This window comes from Microcoleus sp. D3_18_C4 (genome assembly GCF_036702355.1).
GTDB lineage: Bacteria > Cyanobacteriota > Cyanobacteriia > Cyanobacteriales > Microcoleaceae > Microcoleus.
Genome location: NZ_JAUBTF010000044.1, coordinates 22,049 through 46,298 on the forward strand (window position 1 = coordinate 22,049; position 24,250 = coordinate 46,298).

26 protein-coding genes are annotated in these 24,250 nt (G+C 45.7%); 14 read left to right on the forward strand and 12 right to left on the reverse strand.

Features of this window, described 5'->3' with window-relative positions:
* The first annotated feature begins 1 nt into the window (after position 1).
* Positions 2–376, forward strand: a complete 375-nt coding sequence (locus QUA90_RS20495; protein WP_333447429.1) for an S-layer protein — start codon at positions 2–4, stop codon at positions 374–376.
* 81 nt (positions 377–457) lie between these two features.
* Here the strand turns inward: QUA90_RS20495 and QUA90_RS20500 are convergent, their stop codons facing one another.
* The 4 genes from QUA90_RS20500 to psbH all read right to left on the reverse strand — a co-directional run bounded on the left by QUA90_RS20500 (position 458) and on the right by psbH (position 2,002).
* The gene (locus QUA90_RS20500; protein ID WP_332958583.1) at positions 458–724 is read right to left on the reverse strand and encodes a DUF3146 family protein; all 267 of its coding nucleotides are present in this window, start codon (positions 722–724) and stop codon (positions 458–460) included.
* Positions 721–1,383 carry an aminoacyl-tRNA hydrolase gene (pth, locus tag QUA90_RS20505; protein WP_333447432.1) on the reverse strand — a complete coding sequence of 221 codons (663 nt, stop codon included), beginning with the start codon at positions 1,381–1,383 and terminating at the stop codon, positions 721–723. The genes QUA90_RS20500 and pth overlap by 4 nt, the downstream gene beginning before the upstream one ends.
* Positions 1,384–1,647 (reverse strand): TatA/E family twin arginine-targeting protein translocase, encoded by a 264-nt coding sequence (locus QUA90_RS20510; RefSeq protein ID WP_333213679.1) that lies wholly within the window; start codon positions 1,645–1,647, stop codon positions 1,384–1,386.
* A gap of 151 nt (positions 1,648–1,798) precedes the next feature.
* Complete coding sequence (gene psbH / locus QUA90_RS20515; RefSeq protein WP_333082642.1) at positions 1,799–2,002, reverse strand: photosystem II reaction center phosphoprotein PsbH; 204 nt, start codon at positions 2,000–2,002, stop codon at positions 1,799–1,801.
* A gap of 212 nt (positions 2,003–2,214) precedes the next feature.
* On the opposite strand from psbH, the gene psbN reads away from it, so the two are divergent.
* The 7 genes from psbN to QUA90_RS20550 all read left to right on the forward strand — a co-directional run bounded on the left by psbN (position 2,215) and on the right by QUA90_RS20550 (position 9,234).
* Positions 2,215–2,346, forward strand: coding sequence for a photosystem II reaction center protein PsbN (gene psbN, locus QUA90_RS20520; protein WP_190742515.1), 132 nt, complete (start codon positions 2,215–2,217; stop codon positions 2,344–2,346).
* A 244-nt stretch (positions 2,347–2,590) separates the two neighbouring features.
* Positions 2,591–3,691: a chorismate synthase gene (gene aroC / locus QUA90_RS20525; RefSeq protein WP_190659307.1), complete on the forward strand. Its 1,101-nt coding sequence runs from the start codon at positions 2,591–2,593 to the stop codon at positions 3,689–3,691.
* A 1-nt stretch (position 3,692) separates the two neighbouring features.
* A complete protein-coding gene (locus tag QUA90_RS20530) occupies positions 3,693–4,604 on the forward strand; it encodes an MBL fold metallo-hydrolase (RefSeq protein ID WP_333213683.1) in 912 nt (303 codons plus the stop codon).
* Between the two features lie 633 nt (positions 4,605–5,237).
* Positions 5,238–6,161 (forward strand): hypothetical protein, encoded by a 924-nt coding sequence (locus QUA90_RS20535; RefSeq protein WP_333370562.1) that lies wholly within the window; start codon positions 5,238–5,240, stop codon positions 6,159–6,161.
* Between the two features lie 866 nt (positions 6,162–7,027).
* The gene (locus QUA90_RS20540; protein WP_333447434.1) at positions 7,028–7,627 is read left to right on the forward strand and encodes a class II aldolase/adducin family protein; all 600 of its coding nucleotides are present in this window, start codon (positions 7,028–7,030) and stop codon (positions 7,625–7,627) included.
* Positions 7,628–8,036: 409 nt separating this feature from the next.
* Positions 8,037–8,591 (forward strand): Npun_F5560 family protein, encoded by a 555-nt coding sequence (locus QUA90_RS20545; RefSeq protein ID WP_333032327.1) that lies wholly within the window; start codon positions 8,037–8,039, stop codon positions 8,589–8,591.
* Positions 8,584–9,234, forward strand: coding sequence for a hypothetical protein (locus QUA90_RS20550; protein WP_333447436.1), 651 nt, complete (start codon positions 8,584–8,586; stop codon positions 9,232–9,234). The genes QUA90_RS20545 and QUA90_RS20550 overlap by 8 nt, the downstream gene beginning before the upstream one ends.
* A 44-nt stretch (positions 9,235–9,278) precedes the next feature.
* Here the strand turns inward: QUA90_RS20550 and QUA90_RS20555 are convergent, their stop codons facing one another.
* Positions 9,279–9,623 (reverse strand): STAS domain-containing protein, encoded by a 345-nt coding sequence (locus QUA90_RS20555; RefSeq protein WP_333082637.1) that lies wholly within the window; start codon positions 9,621–9,623, stop codon positions 9,279–9,281.
* A 351-nt stretch (positions 9,624–9,974) separates the two neighbouring features.
* On the opposite strand from QUA90_RS20555, the gene QUA90_RS20560 reads away from it, so the two are divergent.
* Positions 9,975–10,598, forward strand: a complete 624-nt coding sequence (locus QUA90_RS20560; protein WP_333041712.1) for a DedA family protein — start codon at positions 9,975–9,977, stop codon at positions 10,596–10,598.
* Positions 10,599–10,969: 371 nt separating this feature from the next.
* Here QUA90_RS20560 and QUA90_RS20565 read toward each other — a convergent pair whose 3' ends face one another.
* Genes QUA90_RS20565 through QUA90_RS20575 form a run of 3 tightly spaced genes read right to left on the reverse strand, consistent with a single transcriptional unit; the run spans position 10,970 to position 13,382 of the window.
* A complete protein-coding gene (locus tag QUA90_RS20565; RefSeq protein ID WP_333447438.1) occupies positions 10,970–11,950 on the reverse strand; it encodes a type IV pilin-like G/H family protein in 981 nt (326 codons plus the stop codon).
* Between the two features lie 25 nt (positions 11,951–11,975).
* On the reverse strand, positions 11,976–12,914 hold the full coding sequence (locus tag QUA90_RS20570; RefSeq protein ID WP_333447440.1) for a hypothetical protein: 939 nt from the start codon (positions 12,912–12,914) through the stop codon (positions 11,976–11,978).
* Positions 12,915–12,965: 51 nt separating this feature from the next.
* On the reverse strand, positions 12,966–13,382 hold the full coding sequence (locus tag QUA90_RS20575; protein WP_333447442.1) for a hypothetical protein: 417 nt from the start codon (positions 13,380–13,382) through the stop codon (positions 12,966–12,968).
* Positions 13,383–13,685: 303 nt separating this feature from the next.
* Between QUA90_RS20575 and QUA90_RS20580 the strand changes: the two genes are divergently transcribed.
* Positions 13,686–14,474 carry a pentapeptide repeat-containing protein gene (locus tag QUA90_RS20580; protein WP_333447445.1) on the forward strand — a complete coding sequence of 263 codons (789 nt, stop codon included), beginning with the start codon at positions 13,686–13,688 and terminating at the stop codon, positions 14,472–14,474.
* Positions 14,475–14,896: 422 nt separating this feature from the next.
* Here the strand turns inward: QUA90_RS20580 and purM are convergent, their stop codons facing one another.
* The gene (gene purM, locus QUA90_RS20585) at positions 14,897–15,925 is read right to left on the reverse strand and encodes a phosphoribosylformylglycinamidine cyclo-ligase (RefSeq protein ID WP_333447447.1); all 1,029 of its coding nucleotides are present in this window, start codon (positions 15,923–15,925) and stop codon (positions 14,897–14,899) included.
* Between the two features lie 495 nt (positions 15,926–16,420).
* Between purM and QUA90_RS20590 the strand changes: the two genes are divergently transcribed.
* The 3 genes from QUA90_RS20590 to QUA90_RS20600 all read left to right on the forward strand — a co-directional run bounded on the left by QUA90_RS20590 (position 16,421) and on the right by QUA90_RS20600 (position 20,736).
* Complete coding sequence (locus QUA90_RS20590; RefSeq protein ID WP_333385685.1) at positions 16,421–17,497, forward strand: septal ring lytic transglycosylase RlpA family protein; 1,077 nt, start codon at positions 16,421–16,423, stop codon at positions 17,495–17,497.
* A gap of 194 nt (positions 17,498–17,691) precedes the next feature.
* Complete coding sequence (locus tag QUA90_RS20595; protein WP_333447458.1) at positions 17,692–19,308, forward strand: bifunctional pantoate--beta-alanine ligase/(d)CMP kinase; 1,617 nt, start codon at positions 17,692–17,694, stop codon at positions 19,306–19,308.
* A 492-nt stretch (positions 19,309–19,800) separates the two neighbouring features.
* Positions 19,801–20,736 (forward strand): polysaccharide deacetylase family protein, encoded by a 936-nt coding sequence (locus tag QUA90_RS20600; protein ID WP_333329524.1) that lies wholly within the window; start codon positions 19,801–19,803, stop codon positions 20,734–20,736.
* A 20-nt stretch (positions 20,737–20,756) separates the two neighbouring features.
* Here QUA90_RS20600 and QUA90_RS20605 read toward each other — a convergent pair whose 3' ends face one another.
* The 3 genes from QUA90_RS20605 to QUA90_RS20615 all read right to left on the reverse strand — a co-directional run bounded on the left by QUA90_RS20605 (position 20,757) and on the right by QUA90_RS20615 (position 22,908).
* Positions 20,757–20,984 carry a Uma2 family endonuclease gene (locus QUA90_RS20605; protein WP_333329527.1) on the reverse strand — a complete coding sequence of 76 codons (228 nt, stop codon included), beginning with the start codon at positions 20,982–20,984 and terminating at the stop codon, positions 20,757–20,759.
* A 39-nt stretch (positions 20,985–21,023) separates the two neighbouring features.
* Complete coding sequence (locus QUA90_RS20610) at positions 21,024–22,091, reverse strand: FAD-dependent oxidoreductase (protein ID WP_333385681.1); 1,068 nt, start codon at positions 22,089–22,091, stop codon at positions 21,024–21,026.
* Between the two features lie 64 nt (positions 22,092–22,155).
* Positions 22,156–22,908, reverse strand: a complete 753-nt coding sequence (locus tag QUA90_RS20615) for a class I SAM-dependent methyltransferase (protein WP_333329533.1) — start codon at positions 22,906–22,908, stop codon at positions 22,156–22,158.
* Positions 22,909–23,377: 469 nt separating this feature from the next.
* On the opposite strand from QUA90_RS20615, the gene QUA90_RS20620 reads away from it, so the two are divergent.
* Entirely contained in the window at positions 23,378–24,223 is an 846-nt protein-coding gene (locus QUA90_RS20620) for a YaaW family protein (RefSeq protein ID WP_333082627.1), read from the forward strand.
* Positions 24,224–24,250: the final 27 nt, after the last annotated feature.

Sequence of the window (24,250 nt, forward strand, 5' to 3'; positions counted from 1 at the left end):
TATGAAACTCAGCCTCTTTGCCACTGCTACACTGTTAATTTATACAGGCTTTTTAGCTCCTGCAAAGGCACAAAATACCGCACAAGTCAAGCCAAATAATTCTTTAGTTCAAGTGCAGCAATTGCGAGAACAAATTCTCACTGCTTGCGTGCAGAATCAGGCTGAAACCCTGCCAAATCCTTTTAGCGATGTACCTTCCAATCACTGGGCTTACAAAGCTGTTTTGACAATGTATTATTGCGGGGCTTACCGAGAAGGGATGAACCCTGCTTTAATTAAAGAATCACTGGAATCGAGACCTCCTACTAGAGAAAGTTTGCCTTCCCGATCACCATTTCCCAATTTCCCATTACAGCCTTTTCCCGTAATTAATTAAAGAATTACTGGAATCGGGAGATACTACTACAGAAAGTTTGCATTCCCCATTACCTTTTCCCAATTTCCCATTACTAAGATTTTAAAACTCAGCCCGAACCGTAAACGAATAATCGCCACCTGGTTCAAGCTGATAATCCCATTTTTCCAGGAAACGGTGCAGCGGTTCCTGAATCAATGCCCTACCCTGAGAAGGCTCAAGAATCAGTGTTTTTTCTGACGTGAACCGCCACTGAAACTGCCATTCAAAATTGCCGGCAGTCACTTCACCCTCAATCGTGCCTTTTTGCCAAGATTGACCAGTAACCCGGACATATGCAGTTGTTTCAGGCAAACGTCTCGAACTCACCTTTTTGTTTCCGCGTTTGTTTCTGCAATTGTGCGACTATTGTAAAGGCTCATGGCTTTTTCTACTCCTTGATGTAGACTTAGTTCCACAGCTTCTACAACCAGTTTAAGCACTTTTTCTACTAACTGACTTTCCTCTGAGGAAAACTTTCCTAACACGAAGGAAATCGTATCTTTCTCATTTTTAGCAGCATCGTTTTGAGGTTTGCCGATGCCAATCCGCAAGCGGGGAAACTTGTCTGTACCCAAATGAGAAATTGTGGATTTCATGCCGTTGTGTCCGCCGGCTGAACCGGCAAGCCGCATTCTCAATTTCCCGATCGGCAAATCCATATCATCGTATACTATTAATACCGACTCCGCAGGTATTTTGTACCAATCCGTCGCCGCCCGAATCGATTGACCCGACAGATTCATGTAAGTTAGAGGTTTTAGTAGCCGGATTTTCTGTCCCCGCGGCCGGTTTCCCTCGCCAAATATGCCTTGAAATTTGCGATTTTCCGACAGGGAAATCTGCCAAGCTTTAGCTAAGGCATCTACAGCATTAAAGCCGATGTTGTGTCGGGTGCGATCGTATTTAGGTTCGGGATTGCCTAACCCAACTATTAGCTGGGGAATCACTAACTCCGCTGGTGTTTCCGACTTCTGAGGGTTGTTCATTTAACTGTCTGTGCTATCTTCCTTCTTAGGAGTAGCCGCTGCGAGTTTTTCAGTTTCCTGTTTGCTGCTAGTTGCTACTGCTTCTTCTAACTGCTTAGCTTCCCGCGTGAACTCCGACTCAAAATCCCGCGAAGCGTCTTGAAAGCCCCGAATTGCTTTCCCCATACTCCGACCGATTTCAGGTAATTTTTTCGGACCAAATACCAAGAGGGCGATCGTAAAAATAACTGCCATTTCGGGCAAACCAATGCCAAAAATATTCATGGTTTTTCTCCTGCAATTTGTTTAGTTACTTTTTGTTTATTTATGGCAAAAGTAATCGGAAAGGGTAAGGAAAAACGGGAAAACTTAGCTTTTACCCTTTCTCCTCAACCCTCAGCTTTTACTTTTAGCCTTACTGTTTTGCGATCAATTTTTAGCGGTCGAGACTCGACCAATCCATATCCACACTCTCCAGAATCAGAGAAGAGTTGTAGATTTGCAAAATAATCAACAAGAACACGAAAAACAGTCCAATGAACACGCTCATCAACAGCGTGGTTCCCCAGCCGGGGGCTACCTTGCCGTATTCCGAGTTAAGGGGTTTGAGTATATCTCCTAACCAAGTCCGTTGTGCCATAAGTCACCTGCAATGAATCTCTACAGAAAAGTTTGACATATTTCTACCGCTAATTGCGATCGCAATTTCTCAGAAATGCTGCCGGGGTACTCGGAAAACGGGGAGTGGCGGTTGGCTGCCATACCGTACAGCGCCTAAAATCACGAGACTTTCAGACGGATTGTTATTTTTTGTAATATTATAGAGTGGAGCACTCATAATCGATCACAAATATGGAACCCGCAGCAGTTCTCGGCATTTCTCTCGGTGTGTGTCTGGTGGCCATCACCGGTTTCTCGATCTACACGGCTTTCGGCCCTCCCGCTAAGGAATTGAGAGATCCTTTTGAAGAACACGAAGACTAAAGAAGAAGGAAGGCACAACACGGATTCGGACACGGATATACGGATGAATTTAAGTGTGTTTCCAGATATCTCCTATTCTCTGTCTCTCCCTCTCTCCCTGGTAGATATTCTTCTAGGGGTGGGAAGGGAGTGATGCTGTGAGGCGATCGCCTGTCGCCTACTCGTCAATGGTATATTTTTCATAAATACAGTAAATCTCTATTCCATTTAAGCTAAAAATTATTAGGTGTCAGGCTAAAGCATCATGGGGAACACATTTGGGCATTTATTTCGGATATCGACATTTGGGGAATCTCACGGCGGCGGTGTGGGAGTAGTAATTGACGGTTGCCCGCCCCTAGTGTCGATCGACGCATCGGAAATTCAAGCAGAACTCGATCGCCGTCGCCCCGGCCAAAGCAAAATTACTACGCCCCGCAAAGAAGCAGATACCTGCGAAATTCTGTCCGGGGTGTTTGAAGGCAAAACTTTGGGAACGCCGATCGCAATTTTAGTCCGCAATCAAGACACTCGCCCCCAAGATTACGGCGAAATGGCGACAACTTACCGCCCTTCTCACGCTGATGCTACGTACGATGCTAAGTACGGAATTCGTAACTGGCAAGGCGGAGGTCGCAGTTCGGCGAGAGAGACCATTGGTAGAGTAGCAGCAGGGGCGATCGCTAAAAAAATTCTCAAACAAGCAGCAGGAGTCGAAATAGTCGGCTACGTCAAACGCATCAAAGACTTAGAATGTGTCGCCGACCCGGACACTGTTACCTTAGAACAAGTAGAAAGCAACATCGTCCGCTGTCCAGATGCCGAATGTGCCGAAAGAATGATTGAACTGATCGAAAAAGTTCGTGACAGCGGAGATTCGATCGGCGGTGTAGTCGAATGCGTCGCCCGCAATGTACCCAAAGGTCTGGGAATGCCCGTATTCGACAAACTCGAAGCCGACTTGGCCAAAGCCATCATGTCCTTGCCCGCCAGCAAAGGCTTTGAAATTGGTTCCGGGTTTGCCGGGACTCTGCTCAAGGGCAGCGAACATAATGATGAATACTATACTGATGATAAGGGTGTAATTCGTACAGTGACGAATCGCTCTGGCGGAATTCAGGGTGGGATTGCTAACGGCGAAAATATCATTTTGCGGGCGGCATTCAAGCCGACTGCGACAATTCGCCAGCAGCAGCGCACCGTTACCCGAGAAGGCGAAGAAACGCTGCTGGCTGCCAAAGGACGGCACGACCCTTGCGTTTTGCCAAGAGCTGTGCCAATGGTGGAAGCGATGGTAGCTTTAGTGTTGTGCGATCATCTGCTGCGCCATCACGGACAATGTGGAACCTTAAAGCCTGAATTTTAAAATGGAAATCAGCTTGTCCTCTGTAGCGGCAACTCCCGTTGATTGCCCTCAACCCTCCGAATCAATAAAAGGCATAGATGATTTTGTAGTACAGTTCTGGGGCGTGCGGGGCAGTGTTCCGACACCCGGACAGGAAACTGTTCGCTACGGCGGCAATACTTCTTGTTTGGAAATGCGAGTCGCTGGCAAACGCTTGATTTTTGACGGCGGAACAGGCTTGCGGATGCTGGGAGACCAGTTGGTGCAAGAAATGCCTGTGCAAGCTTATATGTTTTTTACTCACTATCACTGGGATCACATTCAAGGTTTCCCGCTGTTCGCCCCAGCTTTCATCCGCGGCAATAGCTTTGATATTTATGGGGCGACTCCGCCGGATGGAGATTGCATGAAAAGGCACTTTGTTGAACGGGTGCTCCACTCGAATTCGCCGGTGCCGCTGATGGGTTTGCAGGCAGATTTGAATTTCTACGAACTCAATCACAACCAGACGATGATGCTGGACGATATTGAGATTAGGACGGGTTCTCTGAATCACCCGAATACTGCTATGGGATATCGGGTGACTTGGCAGGGACGATCTGTTGTTTATTGTTCGGATACTGAGCATTTTCCCGATCGCCTAGATGAGAATGTCTACAATTTAGCCCTCGACGCTGATGTGCTGATTTACGATGCGATGTACACAGACGAGGAATATCACAACCCCAAATCTCCGAAGGTGGGTTGGGGACACTCGACTTGGCAGGAAGCGGTGAGAATGGCTAAGGAGGCGCGGGTGAAACGAGTGGTGATTTTTCACCATGATCCGGCTCATACTGACGATTTTCTTGATCGCATCGCCGAAGATGTGCAAATCGCTTTTCCGAAGGCTGTCATGGCCCGCGAGGGTCTTATTTTGCCGATCGGCTTGTGAACATTCGCCTCTGAGGCTCGATCGAACCATCAACTGATCGAACCATAATTGTTATGTGAATATGTGGATCTGGTCTCGCGCCCCGATCCACAATTTTTTTTAATACGCAGCAAACTCTTAACTGCATGGTATAATTCTTGCTTGTTAAGTTTTTAGGCAAATTATTTAAGGTTTTTTTTATTCTTCAACCGCGTCCGCAAGACGCCAAGACGTAAGATAATTGGAGGATTGCCAAGGGTGAAAAGGAGACTGTTTTGAATGTCAACAAACACGGGGAGGCGCGGCGATCGCACGCCTGAGTGCTAGTCTGATGCCAGTAGACTTCCAGAAGCCTTGTTACAGATTAATTATTAAGGACAAAAACTGAAGTTATAGCTCGGATCAAATAAAAGCGCGATCGGTTTTTTGGGCTCATGAATATTGACAACTCTCAAAAGCTAATAGCTTTTAGGTACAAACTGAGAAAATTTTCAGCAGTCAATTTGACTAACCAGAAAGAAACGATCGCTCTGGCGTTTGGCAGTAGCTGCGGCAAGCGAATGTTATGACTTGACTATCAAAATGGGAAATTTACGTTTTAGATCTTCAGCACATCAATACAGATGGATTGCCCTAGGCAGTTTTGCTGTAATTATGGGTATTTCAGGCGCCCTGGCCTACCGCCTCGCCCCGCCCCCCGGATTCATGGCTCAAGGCACTCTCACTTCTAATAATCCGCCAGTCAAATTTTCGACCACGGGCACGACAATTCTCAAGCAGGGAGAGCAACTCACCCCGGAGGTTCTGCTGGCAGATAATGTTGTCAAAGCCGTGGCAGATGCAGTTAAGCTGTCGCCCCAGCAAGTTCGACAAAATGCTAGCGTCAAGATTTCCAAGCCGGAACAACCCTTAGAGATTGCTGTTGGGTATCGATCGCTCGATCGGGAGCAAGCAATCCAAACGGTGGATATGTTGATGAAGGGCATGGTGGAAAAAAGCCGCTTGATTAACAGATATCGGTGGCAATCAGTCAATCAGTCGCTCAACCAACGCTTGGCACAAGTCACTCAAGACCTGAAACAAGCTCAGCAAAAACTCGACCAATACGAAAGAGAGCGCGCTCGTCTGTTGCAGCAAATGAAGCTTCAGCAAGACTTTTACAACAAAACTCAGCTTGCAATGGCGGATACGCAAGCGTCTGAAAAAGAAATGGTCAGCAGTTTGGCCGCCGCTACAGTGCCGCAAATTGTGGCGACGCCCACAAGCGATCCGACAGTGCCTCTGATTTTGGGAATTGGCTTACTGTTGGCGATTTTGGTCAGCCGGGGTTTGATTCCTTCGGTGGCGGATTGGAAGTACAAAGCAGCTTTTCAGCGAGAAGAGAGCGAAAGGCTCCAAAGTGCTTTGTACCGACTGATCAAAGAAGGCCGCGGCGAAATAACTCTGGTGCGGTTTGCGATGGAAACGCGGCTGTCGCCGGATGTGGCTCAGCGTTTTTTGAACCAACAAGCTGAAGTCTTTAATGCCAATTGCGAAATTAAAGACGACGGCAGCATCTTGTATCACTTCCACATTTAAAGGGCTGGGGGCGATCGCGCTTCACAGAAAAATTTAGCCGATCGGGCCCTCACTGCTCGATCGGCTTGTTTGTTTCTTAATAGGATTTATATCAGGTTCGGTCGATCGACTATCCCCCTTTAGGCAGGCGCGGGTTGAGGGGATGTATAACTTATACTAATACTACAGATTTTGGTGAACCCGCCGACGCGAGCTGGCGTGGCGGTGATTTTACTCGACATGATATTACCCTCAACCCGCTTTCTTAGCTTGTAGGATGCCCCGGAGCTAAAAATTGCTCGATCGACAGAGGTGTGGACTAACGTAGATCACCCGAAGATTGTGCCAGTTCCTCCCAGACTGGCGAAAAAATATTTTTTGTGTTCCGCTTGCTTTTTGCTTCATTATATGTATAATGATAAAAAATCAGTAAATGTACGGTTGCTTTTTGCCGGAGTTACCGAATTAAGGGTACTTTATCCTTAAATATTTATTAAGGTAGAGCTCACCTCAGTAGAAATGCTGTAGTATAGGACAATAAGCGATTCAAGGATGTTATGTAGTTTCACATCAGAAACTCGATCGGGCAATAGCCTGAAATTAAACTCCCCGACTGAAAGCGTACATATTCATATTGAACTTTTGTAATCACCTAGAGGCTAAATCATGATTTTTGGAATAATTGGTTCTTCTTTCCTAGCTTACTTTTTGCTAATGTCGGTCGCTAATTACGGCGACACTGGAATGTAGATTAGTTAAGGCACTGATGCACGGAGACAGAAGGCAGCAGCCAAAAAAAGTTGTTTGACAACTTGTTGACAACTTCGATTAAGTCTCAGCTTCGGCAAGGTCTGTCGTGTCAGAGTCGTGTCTGATCAAACAAAAAAATGGATGAAGGAGTCGTTAAGTACCGCTGTGACTGGGAAAAAGCAGACCCTGTAGCTGCCCGGAACATAGCAGATTTGATGGACTGGCGCGATCGGCTCCACTCTTGGGGATTAATTGGCGTCTACGAAAATGGCATAGGGTTTGGCAACGCCAGCGTCAGACTCGGCAATTCCGGCCAATTCGTGATTTCGGGAACCCAGACTGCAAACTTGAAGACTCTGGGACCAGAATTCTACTGTACTGTTACCGAATTTAACTTAGAAAAAAATTACCTCGGCTGCCGGGGCCCCGTACAAGCTTCGTCGGAGTCCCTGACTCACGGGGCCCTGTACTTTCAGAGACAGGATTTGGGCGCGATAATTCATGTCCACAATCCTAAACTATGGCAGCAACTGCTGTTTAAGATTCCTACTACTAGAAAAGAAATACCTTACGGCACTCCCCAGATGGCCTTAGAAATGTTTAGACTTTTTGAGGAGGAGAAGTTGGCCGAGCGCAAAATTCTGGCCATGGCCGGTCACGAGGACGGGATTATCTGTTTTGGCAGCACAGTGGACGAAGCTGGCAAAGTGCTTTCTGCTGTAATTGGTTACACATGAGATATTGAACTATTCTCAAAAAAAGCTAATAAACTTGGTTTATTGACAAAAAACCTAGGATTTTACCTGTGTCTATGGGCACTGAGATGTTGCACCAATATCAATAGTCCTTAATCCTTTTTTGGGCGGGTTCTCCTGCTCAACCCCTACTCCCCACAACAAATTAATTCTTTGTGGAACAGGCCGGAAAGCCTGTTAAGAGAAAATGGTGCAACATCTCAGTGACAAGAAACTAAGGTGATGACGTGGATGCCTGATTTGAGTTAGACTGAGTTTTACCCTTGACCTCGGGCCGCTGGCTCGATTTAGCCTAATGGGTTCAAAACTTTTGAAGTACCTCTTGCCTCTGCGGTAAGGGAAAGATATTTTTAAATAGAAACAGATTATATAACAAAAGCTGAGAGTCATCGTGAATCAAACTAAACTTGTAAGCTCAAAAGAATTGCAATCAGAGGTGTCTCGTCTCACCGAAGAGCTGCAAATGCGTGACCAATTGGTGCAGCAGTTGTCTCAAGAACTTTTCAGGCTGGTGAAGGGCAATTCTAGTTTTGTGCCGGCGCCGGAAGTTTCCGATCGCCACCAAGCTCAAATGCAGGCAATGCGGGAACAACTCCAAGCTGTTGAAGAACAGGTGGGTTTTTATCAGGAACAAATCGCCGAGCGGGATGCTGAGGTTTACCAACTGCGGCAATCGGTGCAAGAATTGACAGATCGCTCTCGGATGCTGGAACAGGTGGTTCAGGAATTGCCGGGGGTTTACCGCCAGAAGTTTGCCGAGCGGATCGAGCCAATTAAGGAAAAATTGGATCAACTGCAAAAAGAAAACCGCCAGTTGCACACTGAGTTGCAAAGCGTCACTTACCGTCTCGCTGTGCGGAGCCGCAAGGCTAAGGGCTTGGATCTGCCGAGCGTCGATGAAACGGACGATCGGGGAATTCAAATGCCGAGCTTTGGCAATGTCTAAGGTTTTGATTGTGGCGGGTGGTGAGCAAAGTCCGGCGGCAAGTCTCAAGGCGGCGATCACTCAATCTCATCCTTTAACTGAAGTCAATATTTGTGGGGTTTCTGAACTCGATTCGGGCGTGATCGCTCCGGGTGGGGCGATCGTTTGTCCTTTGACGCTGGATGTACCAGAAAATCTGGTTTTTCCGGCTCAAGATGTGTTTCGATTTTGTGCCAATGTTTCGGGGGCGCGCGATCGAGTGGCTCAGGAGTTGCTTTGTCCCGTCGGGGGTGGCAATTTTTGGCTGCCTGTGGTGTTGACTGCAAAGGGCCCACTGTATGCTGAGGTGATCGGTGGCGAACCTGATAAGCAGTCTGGCGAGTTGAGTTACTCTCAACCGGTGCATTTGTCGGATGTTTGGCGACAGCAGTTGTATGAGTTGGCTTACCGCTTGCTGAATCTTTTAAATGCGCCGCCGGCGACTTATTTGATGCAGTTCGGGTTTGTGGGGGAAAGGATTTGTTTCGATCGACTTTGGCCTTTTCCGGCTGCACCTGCGATCGCTTCTGTCGGCGTTCAAGTGCCGGATTTATTTGTTTGTCATTGGTATTGCTTGACAAATAAACCTATTTATGATATACAAATTAACTCTGGGGTTGCTTGAAGTCTCTTGCAAACTTGAGATTTAAACTGGGGATCTCATTTTAATCAAGCAACTAAAGCGGGAGTTTCAGGGGAGACTATTTGGTCGAAACTGTCGAAGATTTCAAAGAGTTGGTCGAGTTGAGTAATTTCAAAAATTAGCTTGACTGTGGCTGAGAGGTTGCAGATGACGAGGCGGCATCCCCGGTGGCGGGCGGCGTTGAGTCCGCCGACTAAGGCGCAGATCCCGGAACTGTCGATGAAATCTACGGCGGCCATGTCTATTACCCAGAGTTTGTGGCGATCGGGAACAATCTCGGCTAGCTGTTGCTGGAGGAGGCTGCCGGCTTGGGAGTCGAGGCAGTTGTGAGGTTGAAGGACGATGGGTTGGTTGAAGTTGGGAAATTCCATAGCAGTTATCCTACGAGCGTAAAGTATAAATAAGTTAGTTTAGTTGCTGACTCTGTTGAGAGACTCAGGGAATTTCAGCGTATGTTTTAGGATTGGCGATCGCCCTTGTGGGAATTGGTGGGGAGAGCCGTTGTGATAAATTTTAGTAGGAAAACTGGCTAGCGATCGCGCGGAACGCAACCGCAACAATTCTCTATATCATCTAGTATGCCTGAAAGCTTAATTTTTAGTTGGGCCAGCGATCGCGACAACAGTGTGTTCTTCATCACAGCGAAAGATTGCACTATTGGCTGAATCGAGCCAATATATAAATGTATTGAGCTTTGCAAAAGTTTACGAAGGCAGTATCGAATGTCTTTTGAGTTTTTATCGTTAGAGACTATTCAGCAGTTTGCGCGTGATTACGGCTACTGGGCAGTATTTCTGGGAATTTTGCTGGAAAATCTGGGAGTTCCTCTTCCAGGGGAGACAATTACGATTGCTGGCGGGTTTTTAGCTGGCAGCGGGGAACTGAATTACTGGTTTGTGCTCGGCAGTGCGATCGCCGGTGCTACATTGGGGGGAAATTTTGGTTATGCGATCGGCAGGTACGGCGGCTGGCCGCTGCTGCTGAAGCTGGGACAATTTTTCCGCTTTCGAGAAGAACAACTGTTTGACTTAAAAGAACAGTTTAGCAAAAATGCAGCTAAAGCCGTATTTTTGGGCCGTTTCATCGCATTGCTGCGAATTTTTGCTAGCCCCCTAGCAGGTATTGCAGAAATGCCTTTTTGGAAATTTTCGCTGTTCAATGTTCTGGGTGCTGCCAGTTGGGCATCTGTAATGGTCAGTTTATCCTACTTCTTGGGACAAGTTGTGTCTTTAGAGAAATTGGTAGCTTGGGCTGCTCAATTTGCGGTATTTGCTTTGCTGTTAGCAGTTGCTTGGATTGCAATTCCTATTTGGTTGGAGTCGCGGACTTTGGACAAGACTAAGTAGGGTTGGTGGTTAGACTTTTTGCAAAAGTTCTGGATTTTCTGTTTTTAACCGCAGATAAACGCAAATAAACGCAGATATTATCTATTTTGGCAAAAAGTCTAATAGCCACCTATTAATAAGTCAGGACTTCGGTCTCAAAATCATCAAGTTTGTAGCGCGAACTTGTGTCCTCAAAATCATCAAGTTGGTAGTGAGTAATTATGTCCTGAATAGGGAAAATATTAGTCAATAAAGACTAAACTCTTTACTACAAAGCAGTTTTATTGGTTATTAACATAACATCATATAAAGTGGAAATCTTATCTCCAACAACTGAGGTGTTTGAGACAAGAGATAAATTTGCGGATTATCGATTGATTTTGGGGAAAGTTTCACCGCAGCACTTCTGAAAAATCTGAAGGACATTGTATGTCGGGAAAGTTAGTAGCTGCTGGTGTTCCTGGAAGCTCTTTTGATGGTTGATTGCTTTCGCATAGTTTACTTTGTGTAGAGGTATATTTGCCATCCGAGTTTTTAGTTAAATAAACTATACCTGTATAGTTTTTCAATCCATCTTTCTTAGCTAAACCAATTGATTGAACAAAACGCTTATCGTTGCTTAAAACAATGCTATAGGAGTAATTTTCTGTTTCTGATTTTATACCTAATTGCAATTTTTCTATGCTAGATGAGAAACTGGCATTTTCAGCGTAAAAAGCTTGTTGTCCTCTGTTCATTGAACCAACATACTGTTTTGCTTCTGCCTGTCTAGCCTTGTTTTGTTGATTTTGGAGATTAACTACTTGAACATTAGGGGGCAGTGTCGTTTGCTCAGATATTTTTTGAAAAACCCTTGCATTGGAACTAAAAGATGTGGGTCGAGATTCTCCAAGATTATCTAATTCTAAACGCAACTGACCATCGACCGTTAAATCAAAAATTGTCCTCGCGGTAATTTTACCTCCTACTAATATATCCAGGTCTTTTTGTTGATGATTTACGTTAGTCTGATACTCCATTTCGGTAGCTGAAGTAGGCGTATCCAAAATAAATAACTTCCCTTCCTGCGTAAAGATTAATGTTACAGACTGACCAGAAATTTGCCCTTGCCATTGACCTATCAATTTTTTAGCAACAGAATTCTCAGGAGTTGCATTAGCTACAGAAGTTGAAGTTGAAGTTGACGTAGGAGTAGACGTTGAAGTTGAAGTTGAAGTTGAAGAAGTTTTAAGATTTAGTAAATTATATAATCCAAAGCCAGCTAAGGCTAACACTAAAGTCGAGCTAGCACCAATTAAAGCCCATTGCCAAGGCACAAGATTCGAGTTGTTTTGAGGGGGAGTCATAATGATTTCTTTGATTTGAGTATCCACACATAGGAAGCTACGTATTAATTTACTATTGAGAAGTCATAGTCACAGTATAGGGTGTGTTCCCTCCTTTTTCTTGAACCACAATAATATAGTTATCAGCACCTAAGTTTCTTTTAATTGTCCCGGTTGAATTGCTATAAGCAGAAACGCTATCTATCTGTTCTCCATAATCTATAACCCCATTACCATTTGTATCAACATAGAGCCACATTCCAACTTGGTTAGTTACTTGATCTAAGACAACGTTGACATTACTGGTACTCTGCAGACTAAATAAGTAATATTTTTGTCGATTTTGGCGAGTTAAAGAACCAGTGTGACTAAAAGTCTTACGCTCTTGCAAAGATTTAAGATTAATTGCATCATTTGTATTGTTAACAATTTGAAGGTTATAGTCACTATTGCCACCTTTAAATTTAACAGTAGCAATATAGCTGTCTGGCCCTAAAGTTCTATTAATTGTTCCGGTTGAAGTGCTATAAGCCGAGGTAGTATCTATCTGTTCTGCATAATCTATAATTCCATTACCATTTGTATCAACATAGAGCCACATTCCAACTTGGTTAGTTACTTGATCTAAGTAAAGACTGACATTGCTTGGCTTATCTAGGGTGAAAAAGTAAGATTTTTCCTGGTCTTTGGAGGTGAGCCGATCCCGAAAAATGCGACTTTCTTTTAAAAGGCCAATATTGGGATCGCTGGATTTTCGTGGTTCTACGACAGGTTTTTGGTCAATATCAGGTGTTTTAGGTGGAGTGAGCGCTGACGAAACTGGAGGCTGCAAATTTATTGCCGGTGGAGTTGGGGGTACAACTTCACCTGTATTCCCCTCGTTTCGTGTTGGAGGAGGAAGTGGTGGTGTTTCTGTGGGAGGAGAATAACGATATTGCAAGCCTACTATTAGTATTGCTACAGTAATTACTGCCAAGAAAGAAAATAAACCTAATAGAACGGTTCCCTTCATTACACCAGTACCTGGCTTATTATTTTTTTTCCCACCATTGGGCGACTCCGGTCAATTGTGGTTGGTTTGCTCATTTATATATACAGAAGCTCCTGGTCCTTGAGGTATGTTCACCTGTTGTTTTGCTACATTAGTATAATTTGAAGTGCTTTGTGATTCAGAACTAAGGGTATTTACCTGATCTTCCACTAATTTAGCAATTCTTGGATTTGCCTTTACTGCTGTACATAAGTCTTCGACTGCTTTAATAACTTTTGGGTCTGTAGTGGCATTTAATTCAAGAACAGCTTTACCATAATTTAATGGCTGCTGTTGAGATAGTTCTATAGCACTTACTGTACTCGGCTTCAGCAGTGATAGCAATTTACCACCTTTCTCAACGACTTGCTCGCCAAGCTTTTCAGCCGCTTTCTCAGTGGCTTTGATTAAGACCAGAGTTGCGATCGCTGTCAGCGTTACAGGTTCCATAACAGGAAATTCCTCAATTTAGTTAACAGACGTTTATTTTTTGAGCGACGGAGGCGTTGACTATAGCAAAAACTTATCCAGTAACTCACTAGATTAATAGCTATGAGAGTGGCGCACATCTATTGCTGTTGTAGAACTATAGCAATTCTGCATCAGCCTTGAGAGGGAAAATAGTAGTACAAAAGTAATCTAAAAGTAATATTAAAGTAATAGCAGAGTCGATCGAAGCCCTGGTGCAACTCTGTACTTGTTGCAGTATAATCTAGTTTTGAAGAAGTTTTAGCTGTGAAGGGACTTTGACACATGACCGTTGACGAAGCCATAGAGATCGCAGAAACAGCCCTCAACTACGATCGCCTCAACAAAGTTCAAGATATAGTGTTTCGTCAATCCTGGGAAGGACGGTCTTATAAAGAAATTGCAGCCAGCACTGAATATGAATATGATTATATCAAAGATGCTGGTGCTAAACTCTGGAAATTACTTTCAAAAGCACTAGAAGAAAAAGTCAAAAAAGATAATCTCAAATCAGTCTTAAAGCGATACTTACGGCGAACTCAAGTGAATCTACAGCGAAATCTGACAATAGAAGTTAACCTCAGCGGAGCAAATCTCAGCGGGGCTAACTTAAGTGGAGCTAGATTATTCGCCAACTTAAATGAAGCGGATTATGTTCAAACCGATTTAGATAAAATAATAACCTCTGACAGCGAAACTGAATTATCTGACTCCGAAAACGAAATTAACTGGAACGGTTTTCGCCTTCACTCCGACGCACAAGTTAAAATTGCCGAAATACTCGATCGCACTTCCACTCTCTACATCCCCAACTCCCGACTCCGACTCGCAACACCCGAAGGTAGACAGAATCTAGAAGCTGACTTTCTGATCTTCTACCAAAACAAGTTAGGGATGCTGAACATTGACCGTGAATCATCCCATCCAAACGCAACAGAAGATGAAATGTGCGATCGGCTTTTGAGAGATTCTGGCATCTTTCTTGTCAAACATTACGACGCTACCCGATGCAGCGAACAACCGGATCTAGTTGTGCAGGAGTTTTTGGAAATTTTGAGTCACGTACAAGCCTAATAAGGTGTTTTTTATTTAAACTGTGATACAAATATTAACTTGGTTTTTGATATTTTCTCACTTCAACAATTAACAATCCTTCATTTCAGAGTCGATGTAATAAATAGTATAGCTCTTCAATTAATTTAAACGTTCGGCAGAAATTTTTGCACTCATTGACGGAAATGATTTTGAATTATACCGTACTTAAAGGCACAATAGCTGATTTCAATTTCATTTAAAATTAAAGCAACGAGTCATCTGTTGTGAATTCCTTTTTCTCTTTCTTCCTCTGTCTCCTCTGCGTCCTCTGCGGTTACTTTGAAAAGTATAAATTTAACCGCAGATATACACAGATGAATGCAGATTGAGATTGTCTGTTAACGCATAAAACAAAGCAAAGCAATCTTCACCCCATGCGATTGCTTCTTATTAATTACCCATTAACCGTTATCCATGATCAATTCTCCTTTCCCCTCAATCACTTCCCCGATCGCCCAAGCACCAATTCCCTGAGATTCAAACCATTTAACAGCCTGTTCTACTTCCCTGGAATCGAGCAACAGCACAAAGCCAATCCCCATATTAAAAGTATTGAACATATCTGCTGTGGCAACTTGGCCGGCTTCAGCAATCCACTGGAAAATTGGCAAATTTGGCCAGCTATTGCTGTCAATTTTCACAGATTGATTAACCCCCAAACAGCGGGGCAAATTTTCCGGCAAACCGCCGCCCGTAATGTGAGCCATGCCGTGAATTTCTAGACCGCTCTTAATTGCTTCGAGGACTGGTTTAACATAAATTGTAGTCGGAGTTAGCAGCACTTCTCCTAAAGTTTTGCCACCTAACTTTTCGGGTTGGGAATGCCAGTCAAAACCGCAATCGCCCGCAATTTTTCTCACCAAACTAAAACCGTTGCTGTGCACGCCCGAACTCGCCAGCCCCACAGCCACATCTCCCACCCGCACCTGGGAACCGTCCAACAATTTGCTCTTTTCGACAATTCCCACACAAAACCCCGCCAAATCGTACTCACCCGCTTGGTAAAAACCGGGCATTTCTGCCGTTTCCCCTCCGAGTAAAGCACAGCCCGCTTGCTTGCAACCGTCAGCAATCCCGGCCACCACCGCAGCTAATTGTTCGGGATTTAACTTTCCCGTGGCTAAATAATCGAGAAAAAAGAGGGGTTCGGCCCCGGATGTCAGCACGTCGTTGACGCACATCGCCACCAAGTCGATACCTACCGTGTCGTGCCGATCGAGATTGTGGGCCAATTTCAACTTAGTCCCAACACCGTCAGTACCCGAAACCATAATCGGCTCTTTTAAACCCTCCGGGACGCTGAAAAAACCGCTAAACCCGCCGAATCCGCCCAAAACTCCCGATCGGTGCGTGCTCTTGACCATACTCCCGATTCGCGAGACAAAAGCTCTGCCCGCCTCAACATCCACACCTGCTTCTCGATAATCCATAAGTCCGCCAAATCGATTTCTTCTAATTTTTAGTTTATTCCCATAACAGTTGACAAACAGCTTTTTTAAGACTAGCCATTCCGTAGCTCACAAAATACACTAAAGTTTTGTAAAGTTTTGTAAAGTTTTCCGTAATGGCTGAAACGGCTGTAACCCGTGGCACTAAAGGATTTTATGATAGAGGGTTTTGAGAAAATTTGATGAAGATTGGGTGAAAATCGCGATCCCAGCGATCCCCAAGCACAAAAGTTTGTGGTAGTCTGTTGCAGTTCGTGAACAAAACACAAATTGCGAATCGAGTATGAGTTGTCAAGTGTCAGGGAAGTTTCCGCCAATTTTTTTTGGGGTAGAAGCATTAAAGCAAAAACGCACCCGGATACTTTGCTTTGACTCACGGGGGAATGGCGAAGGGCAAGAGAGAAATCCTTGACGCCCGCCGCCAAATGGCCAATCCTCCAATCTCGGTTGGCAATGGCTATTCACAAAAATGGACGTATGAAGGAAAAATTTGTTGGTGGTCTACTAGCTGTCCTGTTAGTTCCTATGGTAGGAACGGCATCCTCTTGTCACGCACAAGCAACAGGTGCCGACAACCAAAACTCTCAGGTTTCCGAGCAAGTAATTGCCACCCAACCGTCCCGACAGTTAAACGCTACTCGGGTCGAAGCGCAAAAAGTCGGACAGTATCAGTATCAAGCAAGAGCTGAAATTGCCCGAGACTCGATCGCCAAAATTCAGCCCCACGACTTAGGCGGGCGACAAGCAGCGACAGTCTACGTGCGAAACATTCCAGTCATCACCTTTCTGAACGCGAATCCGGAAACAAACACGCCTTTGGGAGAAACTGGCAACAGCCAACCCAGTGCTAGCAGTCCGTCAAAAGTAGCGGGCGCGAGAGAAAATCCCAAAGTCGGAAACATTGCCAGCAACGACAGTAACCAAGAACCTGATTCAGTTTGGCGGGCATCAAGCTTAGCAGCAAGACTCAATCAGCTAGCCCGCAACAACATCGATCCCAACAGCATTACCGTTAAGTGGGAAAAAGGCGATCGCTACATTATCCAGGCAAACGGCGAGGACTTGGTAAACATCAACGCCGAAACAATCCTCCCCGACACCACCAGCAACTTTAGCCGAGACGCCCTGCAAGCAACCAATCGCCTCCGCCGGCTTCTGGGCAACGCCCCACCCCTGGAAGAAGTCGCAGGCAAACCCCAACCAGAACCCGCTGTGCTGTCTCTGGGCCCAATTCAAGTGCGCCTCAGCGGCTGGGCTTCCTGGTACGGCCCGGGATTTGACGGCAACCTCAGCGCCAGCGGCGAGCGTTTCAACCAAAATGATTTGACCGCAGCCCACCCAAATTTGCCTTTTGGAACTAGAGTCATGGTGAGAAATCTCGACAACGGCCGCACCGTAGTCGTCCGTATTAATGACCGCGGCCCCTATGTGGGCGATCGGCTCATTGACTTGTCCGCCGGCGCCGCCAACGTGCTAGGAATGATCAGCAGTGGCGTAGCCAGAGTGGAAATCGAAGTGATCGAACCGCCGCAGCAAACAACTGTTGGACGCTGAACGGTAGTCTAAGGCCGAATACAAAAGTTATCCGAAGTGTAGAAGGCAGAAAGTAGAATAAAACTGACATCTTGCACCATTATTTGTAGAAGAGGCATCTTACCTGTTCTTGAGGATGATGCAAGATGTCAAGTCGAACAAATTCCGACAAACAAATTCTGCCTTCTGCAGAATGCCTTCAGGAGATTCTACCGGTGCGCCTGTTTACTACCATTGCAGCACTTCGCTGCTACTTAAATTCACAAAAATCTACTGCACCTCATTTGACAGTCGGTTTGGTGCCGACGATGGGAGCTTTGCACGCAGGGCATCTCAGCTTGATCCAGCGGGCAAGGCAAGAAAATGCGATCGCCCTGGTCAGCATTTTTGTCAACCCGCTGCAATTTGGGCCGACAGAAGATTTTCAAGATTATCCTCGGAATATCGAGCAAGACCGGCTGTTGTGCGAACAAGTTGGGGTTGATGCCATATTTGCTCCCTCAGCAACGGAAATGTTCGGCAACCAAGCGCTCGATTCCCTACGGGATAGCTTCGCCGCGCGTACAGAAACAGAGCAAACCGCCCAAAAACAGATAGAGATTCACCTTTCATCCTTAACTCAAGTAGTGCCGCCATCGGCGATGACATCGGTTTTGTGCGGCAAAGCAAGGCCCGGTCATTTTCAGGGCGTCGCGGCAATTGTTACTAAACTTTTGAGTTTGGTGCAGCCGACAAAAGCTTATTTCGGTCAAAAAGACGCCCAGCAGCTAGCAATTATTCGGAAGCTGGTCTTGGATTTTAACTTGCCTGTAGAGATTGTCGCTTGTCCGATCGTCCGCGAAGAGTCGGGACTGGCAATGAGTTCTCGCAATCAGTATTTAACAGCAGAGCAAAAACAGCAAGCCTCCGTACTCTACCGCGCGCTGCAACAAGCCTCGAAAACTTTTTCTTCAGGCGACCGCACCGCAGCAGCCGCACTCGCTGCCGCCCACGCAGCAGTCGCAGGAGAACCCGCAGTCAAGCTCGAATACGCCGAACTCGTCCATCCCGACACTTTGACGCCGTTGCAGGTTGTGGAAACAGCGGGACTTTTAGCCGTGGCCGCCAGAGTTGGCTCTACTCGTTTGATTGACAATATAATTCTCAGGAATCGCCGGCCCATTGTGGCGATCGACGGCCCGGCGGGAGCTGGCAAATCTACCGTAACTCGCCTTGCCGCAACTGCTTTGAACTTATTTTATCTGGATACCGGTGCGATGTATCGGGCGCTGACTTGGCTGGCATTGAAAACAGACACGCCAATTTCCGACGAATGTGCGATCGCCGAATTAATCAGTGCCAGTTATTTGGAATACAACCTCGATCCCGCATCAAAGATGTTGAAGATTAACGGCGAAGACGTAACCGAGGCAATTCGCAGTTTGGAAGTGACATCCCGCGTGTCGGAAATGGCGGCGCTTCCCACCGTGCGGCAGTTTCTGGTGGAGGAACAGCGGCGCTGCGGCACAAAAGGCGGAATTATAGCAGAAGGCCGCGATATCGGCACTAACGTGTTTCCCGATGCGGAACTAAAGATTTTTTTGACGGCTTCGGTACAAGAGCGATCGCGCAGGCGGCTGTTAGAACTTAAAGATACCGATCGGGCTAATACTAGCTTGGCCCAATTGGAACAAGACATCGCCCTGCGGGACGAAAAAGACAGCACCCGCGAGGTTGCACCTTTGCGTAAAGCGGCCGATGCTGTGGAAATTCAAACAGACAATCTGACTGTTGCTGAAGTTATCGATCGGATTGTCGGCTTGTACAAAGAGAGAATCGGCCCTAAAAGTTAATTTTACGACGCTGGGGGCGCGAGATCGCCCTCATATCAAATCCGGTTAACCTCACATCTTGCACCATTCTCAAGAACAGGCAAGATGGCTGTTCCACAAAGAGTAAATTTTCTTGTGGAACAGGCCGAAAAGCCTGTTCATAAAAAGCTTATTGAGAATGGTGCAACATCTCAGGTTAAATCAACTTGCAGTGTCCGGTAGGGACGCGGGCTGATGCGGGCTGACTCCCTAAGAATATCGTGCCATGAATCCGACTTGAGGGCCGTCCCCCTGGCTAGGGAAAAAGTTCACCCATCCCACGTTTTTATGGGTTAGGGGATTTGTGGCACACAAATCTTAAATTTTTTTATCCGGGCGGACTTCCCCGCGATCGGTTATTTCCAGTAGCATTTTTACGGACTGTCCAATTTAAGATTATCCTCTTAAGTGGATTAACTTGATATCAACATAAAATCTCAAATTAACTGTGCAAGGTGTGAAGGAGAGAATGACGTGACAAAATTGAAACTGCTGTGGAGGCGGCGAAAAACTTTAATCGTTGCTTTTATGGCAGCAACAGGAAGTTTTTTGCTGGGTGTGACATGGCCGATTAACTTGCGGGCCAGTCAGCCATTGCAACCGATTCAGGCGCAAGTCTTGGCCGTATCCCAGTCGCAAGAACAACCGCCGATGTCCAATATTAATAAGTTCTCCGAGGCGATCGCCCATCGAGTTGACTTTTCCCAAAATGCTCTAACCCAATTGCAGGCAATCCGATTTCAATCAGCCGTACCGTCGCAGTTTCAAGGTACAACCATTCGTCACGCGAAACTCGACTCCCAGCACAAGGCGATCGCCCTGACATTTGACGACGGCCCCTGGCCAAAAACAACTACACAAATCCTAGATATTCTCAAGGAAAATAATATTAAGGCTACATTCTTCTGGGTAGGAAAATACCTGCAAAATTCTCCCGAAATTGGCAAACAGGTCGCAGAAGCCGGTCACGCGATCGGCAATCACACTTGGAACCATCAATACCTTCAGTATAACGAAGACGGTGCCGCTCGCGAGATCGATCGCACTTCATCCTTAATTGAGGACTTGACCGGCATCCAAACATCGATGTTCCGCCCGCCAGGAGGCATTTTAAACAATGGATTGACAGCTTATGCTCAAAAGAAAAATTATGCAGTTGTGATGTGGTCTGCTGATTCTTTTGATTGGCGCACCCTTACGGAATCTTTGATAGACAACGTGATGAGGCAGGCAAATTCCGGTGGCATTGTGCTGATGCACGACGGCGGCGGCAATCGAGCAAGAACTGTAAAAGCTTTGCCTGATATTATTGCTCGATTGAGAAATGAAGGGTACAGTTTCGTAACAGTTCCCGAATTATTGCAGATGCAAGAACAAGACTTACAACAACAGGAAACAGCACAAAAGTAACAATTTGGAAAAGTGGGAATTTACACCATTTTTCCATTTTTTCGTAAGTCGTTAGATGGATTTTTTATAACTCTATCGCGCAGGTGAAGGTTAATCGCAGTTATAAAATTAATACAGAGACGGCTGTGGTCATCGCTACCTCCCGCCATCGCGTACACCAAACCGCGCCGATATTCATGCCGGACGGTATTATCACGTTCTAGGGCAAGGTAATCTTCCGGGCTAAACCCAGACGGGATGGCAATCATAGCATTAGAGGCCAAATCGATACATTCATTTTAGCCATATTACCAATTTAGGCTTGAATCTAACTGCAAATTTTGCAACTGAGAATTCACCCAAATAGCCGCCGCCAAACCCGATCGCAAAGCCCCCTCTATTTGACCTTCCCCGCACAAATCTCCTGCACAAACCAGCGGCAAAGTCTCCTCCGCAGCCAAACAAGAAACAGGCAAAGGATTTCGACAAAAAGCATAGCGCCAGCGGTGAACCTGCAACCATTCCGGATCTTTCAGCCAAGGGATTAAATATCCAGAAGTGCGATCGAGCAATTCTTGACCGACTGTTGGCAAATCAATTGATTCTAGATGGCGTTCTGCAAAATTTGCGCTGCTGTGAACCACAAACACTGGTTGCTGCGGATCGAGCCGCTTGCTGCTGTCCAAACCAACCCAAGCTAAATCAGAATTATCGGAAAAAGAAACAGATTTCCACTGCGGATTTAGATTGCTCAAATCGTGCTGTTTTGACGGAGGATAGCCAGCCATAACGCTAATGCAAGGGTCGTACTCGACCGAACGCAATTTGTCCGTAAAATCAGGCGACAAACCGATTTTTTCATCCAAAAAAATTAAAGCTTGAGGTGCAGGAATTGCCACAACCACAGCCTTAGCAATCAATTCTTGAGGCCTCTGTAAATTGTCATCAGTGACTTCAAGGGAAAGATGCCACATTTGGTTATCTGTAGTAGAAATAGCTTGTACGCGGCGCCCAAACCAAATTTCTAAACCCTCCGCTAGATACTTACCCACAGCATTCATACCCGCAGCTGCGACATAACAAGAATTAGGAATAGCAGAAAGTTTCCCCTGTCTGAATTCCCAGACACTATCAGTCCAGAGTTTGAGGATGTGGCGATCGACCAAAACCTCAATTAACCCCTGCACCGCATCCCCCTGCGGTTCCAGATACCGCGCCCCGTGATCGGCCCTCGTACCCTGTACGCGGCGGGTAGCAACACGTCCCCCCGCGCCGCGAGATTTCTCAACAACCGCCACAGAATAACCAGCTTGACGCAACCGTTGAGCGCAACTGAGCCCCGCCATACCCGCACCAATCACCGCAACATCGAACATAATTGGACTTTCAGATACATTACTTACCGGACTTTTTCTAGGAAATAAGCCTTAAGCTGATTTCTTAACTTGCAGTTAATTTGCGATAGCAACGAGCGGTGATTAAATGAGGGTGAAAAACCTCCATAAAATTAGACTGAAGTTTAGTAAAAAATGTGTTCATCTCTTGCTTATCTTCTAAATGAAAAGGAAATTCTTGATTAAAACCTTTAAAGAAATACCAGTTAAGGATAATCTTCCCTGACGGAGCTAGCATTTTGTGAAAATCCATCAGTTGCTGACTGGGATTGAGTAAATGTTCCATCACATCTAAACAAATAATCGTATCAAAAGCCTCTGTAGGAGATACTTCTAGACTACACAAAATCTTCTCACTCAATCCTAACTTAGCAGCTCGGCTTTGAACAAAATTGCAATTTATGGGGTTAAGATCACAATAGACTACTTGTTCTACGTGAGGACAAAGAGCTGCTGCAATAGCATGAGTGCCAATACCGCCGCCAAAATCTAAAACTCGACCGACAGCCATATCTGATATTAAGGTTAAAGTGCCTCCTATGTAATCCTGATTGGACATATGCCAAGCTCCGAGGTCAAATAGGTAAGCTTGTCCGACTCGATCGCGATAAAACTCGCTAGCTTTTTCCCAATCAAAATCCCGATGCCCTATTTCTTTTAGGGATTGTTGACCGAGTGCCAGCTCTTGTTCAATTGTTTCTAAATCTAAGTTTAAAAAATCCTGTAGATGCTGCTTGAGATTGAAAGTATCTTGCCAATATCCCTGCAAAAAAGACGGTGCGACAGAAGAATACATCATTTACTTTGTTCTAAAAAAACCAAACTCATTATAGGATTAACTGACATTTTTGAACAGAAGTACACTAAATTATTTTTCCTTTGTTTATAGCGAATAAAATAGTGGGGGTTCAGGGCGACGGTTTGACTCCTCAAGCTGCGGGGTTGCAGACGTACCGAGGGCTTCCGGGTTTGCTGTTGGGCCTCTAAATTGTATTTTTAGGATCGGCGGGACACCAAAATTGACTGTAAAATTTAGATGCGCGTCCGCCGATCAATGTAGCTGCTGAGGTTATAGCTTCTAGCAGTCGGATCTTCTGTGCCAATCCTGCCGATCGTCCTGCGCCAGGTAGTAGAATAAGGGACAGCACGAATCCATGATTAAGACAAAATAAAAAAAGCCACTGTAGGTAAATACTAAATCCCGCTGGTTGTCAATCAGCAGCAATCTAAAATCTAAAATCTAAAATCGAATACGGGAGGGCAAAATTTTGGACGAACTCAGAGCAGCACTCGAATTGACAACAGAAGAAGAATTGCAGCAACTAACAGAACTTCTGTTCAGCCGCAAGTTTAACCCTTTAGATTATGTGCAAACCCCCGCACCGATAGATGTACAAAGTCGCGATCGCGAAGCATGGCTCGACGCCGTAGAACAGCGGTTTCGCTACCTTGCAGCGGACGGGTTGACGGTACTCCGAGGGCGAAGCCAACAAGTAACTTACAGACAAGCACTAATTCAAGTTTGTCGCTATCTCAAAATCCCTTATCCCAGACAGTTGTCAACCACCGACTTAGAGGCAGAAGTATTTCTGCACTTAATGGGTCGCGCGTGGAAGCGTTTACCTGCAGACGAACAGCAAGCGCTGACACTGCGCGTACAGCGAGCGATCGTTGATTCTAAACTCTCAGAACCCCTGCCAATTTCTGCTGAAAAAGACCCGCTGGGTTTACTGTTCAAAGGCGGCAGCGCTTTAGCTGTTAGTTCCATCTTAAAACCAATGCTGCTCAAACTAATGGCTAATCAATTTGCGCTGCATTTTGCCACCTATCAAATGGCAAAACAAGGAGTGCTTGCAGGCACTGCAACTGCAGCAACCCAGTTTCAAAATTATGTCGCACTTCAGACGGCGCGGCGTGGTATGGCGGTGAGTGCAGCTCGTTACGGTGCGACGCGGAGCGTATTTTCGTTGATAGGCCCGGTGATGTGGACTTGGTTTTTAGCGGATTTGGGTTGGCGATCGATTTCCACGAACTACGGCCGCATTATCCCGACCATTTTTGCCTTAGCTCAAATTCGATTAACGCGATCGGAATGCGTTTGGGAACTAGCTTAACGATGGTAAATTGTAGATTTTAGATTT

What these genes read in the sequence shown, in the direction of transcription:
- QUA90_RS20495 (WP_333447429.1), top strand. Translation starts at nt 2, where the DNA reads ATGAAACTCAGCCTCTTTGCCACTGCTACACTGTTAATTTATACAGGC.
- pth (WP_333447432.1), bottom strand. Translation starts at nt 1,383, where the DNA reads ATGAACAACCCTCAGAAGTCGGAAACACCAGCGGAGTTAGTGATTCCC.
- QUA90_RS20510 (WP_333213679.1), bottom strand. Translation starts at nt 1,647, where the DNA reads ATGAATATTTTTGGCATTGGTTTGCCCGAAATGGCAGTTATTTTTACG.
- psbH (WP_333082642.1), bottom strand. Translation starts at nt 2,002, where the DNA reads ATGGCACAACGGACTTGGTTAGGAGATATACTCAAACCCCTTAACTCG.
- psbN (WP_190742515.1), top strand. Translation starts at nt 2,215, where the DNA reads ATGGAACCCGCAGCAGTTCTCGGCATTTCTCTCGGTGTGTGTCTGGTG.
- aroC (WP_190659307.1), top strand. Translation starts at nt 2,591, where the DNA reads ATGGGGAACACATTTGGGCATTTATTTCGGATATCGACATTTGGGGAA.
- QUA90_RS20530 (WP_333213683.1), top strand. Translation starts at nt 3,693, where the DNA reads ATGGAAATCAGCTTGTCCTCTGTAGCGGCAACTCCCGTTGATTGCCCT.
- QUA90_RS20535 (WP_333370562.1), top strand. Translation starts at nt 5,238, where the DNA reads ATGGGTATTTCAGGCGCCCTGGCCTACCGCCTCGCCCCGCCCCCCGGA.
- QUA90_RS20540 (WP_333447434.1), top strand. Translation starts at nt 7,028, where the DNA reads ATGGATGAAGGAGTCGTTAAGTACCGCTGTGACTGGGAAAAAGCAGAC.
- QUA90_RS20550 (WP_333447436.1), top strand. Translation starts at nt 8,584, where the DNA reads ATGTCTAAGGTTTTGATTGTGGCGGGTGGTGAGCAAAGTCCGGCGGCA.
- QUA90_RS20555 (WP_333082637.1), bottom strand. Translation starts at nt 9,623, where the DNA reads ATGGAATTTCCCAACTTCAACCAACCCATCGTCCTTCAACCTCACAAC.
- QUA90_RS20560 (WP_333041712.1), top strand. Translation starts at nt 9,975, where the DNA reads ATGTCTTTTGAGTTTTTATCGTTAGAGACTATTCAGCAGTTTGCGCGT.
- QUA90_RS20570 (WP_333447440.1), bottom strand. Translation starts at nt 12,914, where the DNA reads ATGAAGGGAACCGTTCTATTAGGTTTATTTTCTTTCTTGGCAGTAATT.
- QUA90_RS20575 (WP_333447442.1), bottom strand. Translation starts at nt 13,382, where the DNA reads ATGGAACCTGTAACGCTGACAGCGATCGCAACTCTGGTCTTAATCAAA.
- QUA90_RS20580 (WP_333447445.1), top strand. Translation starts at nt 13,686, where the DNA reads ATGACCGTTGACGAAGCCATAGAGATCGCAGAAACAGCCCTCAACTAC.
- purM (WP_333447447.1), bottom strand. Translation starts at nt 15,925, where the DNA reads ATGGATTATCGAGAAGCAGGTGTGGATGTTGAGGCGGGCAGAGCTTTT.
- QUA90_RS20590 (WP_333385685.1), top strand. Translation starts at nt 16,421, where the DNA reads ATGAAGGAAAAATTTGTTGGTGGTCTACTAGCTGTCCTGTTAGTTCCT.
- QUA90_RS20605 (WP_333329527.1), bottom strand. Translation starts at nt 20,984, where the DNA reads ATGATTGCCATCCCGTCTGGGTTTAGCCCGGAAGATTACCTTGCCCTA.
- QUA90_RS20610 (WP_333385681.1), bottom strand. Translation starts at nt 22,091, where the DNA reads ATGTTCGATGTTGCGGTGATTGGTGCGGGTATGGCGGGGCTCAGTTGC.
- QUA90_RS20615 (WP_333329533.1), bottom strand. Translation starts at nt 22,908, where the DNA reads ATGATGTATTCTTCTGTCGCACCGTCTTTTTTGCAGGGATATTGGCAA.